General features: G+C 70.3%; 3 protein-coding genes. All 3 read right to left on the bottom strand.

Features of this window, described 5'->3' with window-relative positions; all coding sequences use genetic code 11:
* On the bottom strand, positions 1 to 685 hold a 685-nt coding region (locus V6M46_RS07690; RefSeq protein ID WP_332663473.1), incomplete at its 3' end, for a helix-hairpin-helix domain-containing protein.
* 144 nt (positions 686 to 829) lie between these two features.
* Positions 830 to 1,675 carry a DegV family protein gene (locus V6M46_RS07685; protein WP_332663471.1) on the bottom strand — a complete coding sequence of 282 codons (846 nt, stop codon included), beginning with the start codon at positions 1,673 to 1,675 and terminating at the stop codon, positions 830 to 832.
* Positions 1,676 to 1,704: 29 nt separating this feature from the next.
* Positions 1,705 to 2,930, bottom strand: a 1,226-nt coding sequence (locus tag V6M46_RS07680) for a class I tRNA ligase family protein (RefSeq protein ID WP_332663470.1), incomplete at its 5' end; no start/stop codon positions are given.

Genomic DNA, 2,930 nt, shown 5'->3' with positions numbered 1-2,930 from the left:
CGATGCCCTTGACGTCGAGCAGGTCCTCGACGGAGCCGAACCGGCCGTTCTCCTCCCTCCAGTCGAGGATCGCCTGGGCCGTGACCGGGCCGACGCCGGGCAACGTGTCTAGCTGTTCGGCGGAGGCGGTGTTGAGGTTGACCTTGGCGCCCACGGGGGCGCCGGCGGCGGCTCCTGCCGCGGGTGCCGGCGCGGCGACCGGCTCCATGCCGACGAGGATCTGCTCGCCGTCGGTCAGGACCCGCGCCATGTTGAGCGACGCGGTGTCGACGCGGCCCTTGAGGCCGCCGGCTGCCTCGATCGCCTGGTAGACGCGCGATCCCTTGGGCACCGTGACGATGCCGGGCTTGCGGACCTTGCCGACGACGTCGACGATCAGCTCGGCCGCCGGCTTCCTGGGCGCTCCGGCAGGCGCGCTGGACTCGGCGAAGGCCAGAGGCGCGGCGGGCTCACTCGTCTCGGGCCGGCCGGACAGCAGCCACCACACGAGCAGCACCGATCCGGCGACGGCGATCGTCGCGAGCACCTTGACGTGCGGGAGCTCGACGGTGCGGCGGGCGCGGACCGGGTCGGACTCCTCGACGGGCGGCAGCTCCGCGTCGAAGGAAGCCGCGAGCTGGGCCAGCCTGCGCCGCGCGATCTCTGCACGCGTCTCGTCTGGCTGGGTGGGAGGGCGCCGCTTCACACATCGACGCTAGGCAGGGCGGGTCATCTCGCGCGTGGGTTCCAAGAGCGGCTGTGGACGGCGCCGAGTCCCGTGCGTCCCGTGGAAAACCTTGCGTCGCGTCATGGGGCGTGGACCCTAGGTCACCGCTCGACGCAAGGTGGGTCAGCAGCGGGGGGTGACGGTCACCGAGATCATGCCGGGGCCGACGTGGGCACCGATCGAGGCGCCGACCTCGTCGACACCGATCGAGTCGAGCCCCAGCGCGCCGGCGAGGCGCTCGGCGACGGCGGTTGCCACGCCCAGGCTCGACAGGTGCTGGACGCCGATGTCGAAGCCCTTGTCGCAGGACTGCGCCTTCTCCACCGCGAGCGACTCGAGGCGGCCGAGTGCCTTGGCCTGCGTGCGTACGCGCTCGAGCGGCACGACCAGCCCGTCGGTGATCGTGAGGATCGGCTTGACCGCGAGTGCGGATCCGATCAGGGCCGCTGCGGCGCCGACCCGGCCGCCCCGCTTGAGGTACTCCAGCGTGTCGACGTACAGCAGGACGGTCGAGGACTCGCCGGCCCGGCGAGCCGCCTCCGCGACGCCCATCGCGTCCTCGCCGTTGTCGCGAGCGGTCGCGGCACGGCCTGCGGCGAAGCCCGTGGCGATGCCGACCTGCGTCGAGTCGATGCAGGTCACCGGCACCGATGCCTGCTTGGACGCCAGCACCGCGGAGTCGAGCGTGCCGGACATCTTGGCGCTGAGGTGCACCGAGACGATCGCGTCGGCGCCCTCGGCGGCAAGCCGCTCGTAGACCGCGAGGAAGTCGTCCGGGGTCGGCCGCGACGTGCTGACCGGGATGAACGAGGCGAGCGCCTCGGCGATCATGTCGGCGGTGACGTCGACGCCCTCGGTGTAGGTCTCGGCGCCGATGATGACCTGCAGCGGCACGACCGAGATGCCCTCGCGTTCTGCGTCGGCGGGCGACAGCGAGGACGTCGAGTCCGTGACAATGCCAATGGTCATGAGCGAAGACTATAGGCGGAAAGCACGTCTTAGACGACGATGCTGACGAGCTTGGGCGCCCGCACGATGACCTTGCGGACCTCGCGACCGTCGATCGACCGTACGACGTTGGGCTCGGCCAGCGCGAGCGCGGTGAGCTCCTCGTCGGAGATGTCGGGGCTGACCTCGATCTTGCCCCGCACCTTGCCGAGCACCTGGACGACGCACGTCACGGACGCGGCAGCGAGGTGAGCGGGGTCGGCGACCGGGAACGGAGCATGCGTCAACGTCTCGGCATGGCCCAGGCGGGACCACAGCTCCTCACCGAGGTGGGGCGCCAACGGGGCCAGCATCAGGACGAGCGGCTCGACGGCCGCCCGGCTGCGCACGCCCTCCTTGGTCAGGTGGTTGGTCAGCTCGATCAGCTTGGCCACCGCGGTGTTGAACCGCATGTCCTCCATGTCGCTGCGCACGCCGTCGATCGTGACGTTGAGGACGTGCAGCGTCGCGGCGTCGAGCTCCGCGTCGTCGGCGAGCAGCTCACCGGTGTCCTCGTCGACGAGCAGGCGCCACACCCGCTGCAGGAACCGCTGGGCGCCCACCACCGCACGGGTCTCCCATGGCCGCGACACGTCCATGGGGCCCATCGACATCTCGTAGACCCGCAACGTGTCAGCGCCGTACGTCTCGTACATCTCGTCGGGCGTCACGGCGTTCTTGAGGCTCTTGCCCATCTTGCCGAACTCGCGGGTGACCTGCTCGTCCCTGAACCAGTACGTCTTGCTGCCCGCCTCGTCGACGCGCTCCTCGACCTCGGCGGCCTCGACGTAGACGCCGCGCGCGTCCTTGAACGCATCGGCCTGGATGTAGCCCTGGTTGAACAGCTTGTGGAACGGCTCCTCGCTCGACACGTGGCCGAGGTCGAACAGCACCTTGTGCCAGAAACGCGCGTAGAGCAGGTGCAGCACGGCGTGCTCGACGCCACCGACGTAGAGGTCGACCCCGCCGGTCTCCCCCGGCTTGCGCGGCCCGAGCCAGTAGCGCTCGTTCTCGGGGTCGACGAGCTTCTCGGCATTGTGCGGGTCGGCGTATCGGAGCTCGTACCACGAGGATCCGGCCCAGTTGGGCATCGTGTTGGTCTCGCGCCGGTAGGTCTTGGGGCCGTCGCCGAGGTCGAGCTCGACGTTGACCCACTCCGGCACCCTCGCCAGCGGCGGCTCGGGATTGCTGTCGGCGTCCTCGGGCTCGTAGGTCTTGGGCGAGTAGTCCGGCACCT

This window comes from Aeromicrobium sp., assembly GCF_036676885.1.
Classification (GTDB): Bacteria; Actinomycetota; Actinomycetes; order Propionibacteriales; family Nocardioidaceae; genus Aeromicrobium.
Note: the sequence above shows the minus strand (reverse complement) of the source record. Positions and strands in the feature narration are given on the sequence as shown.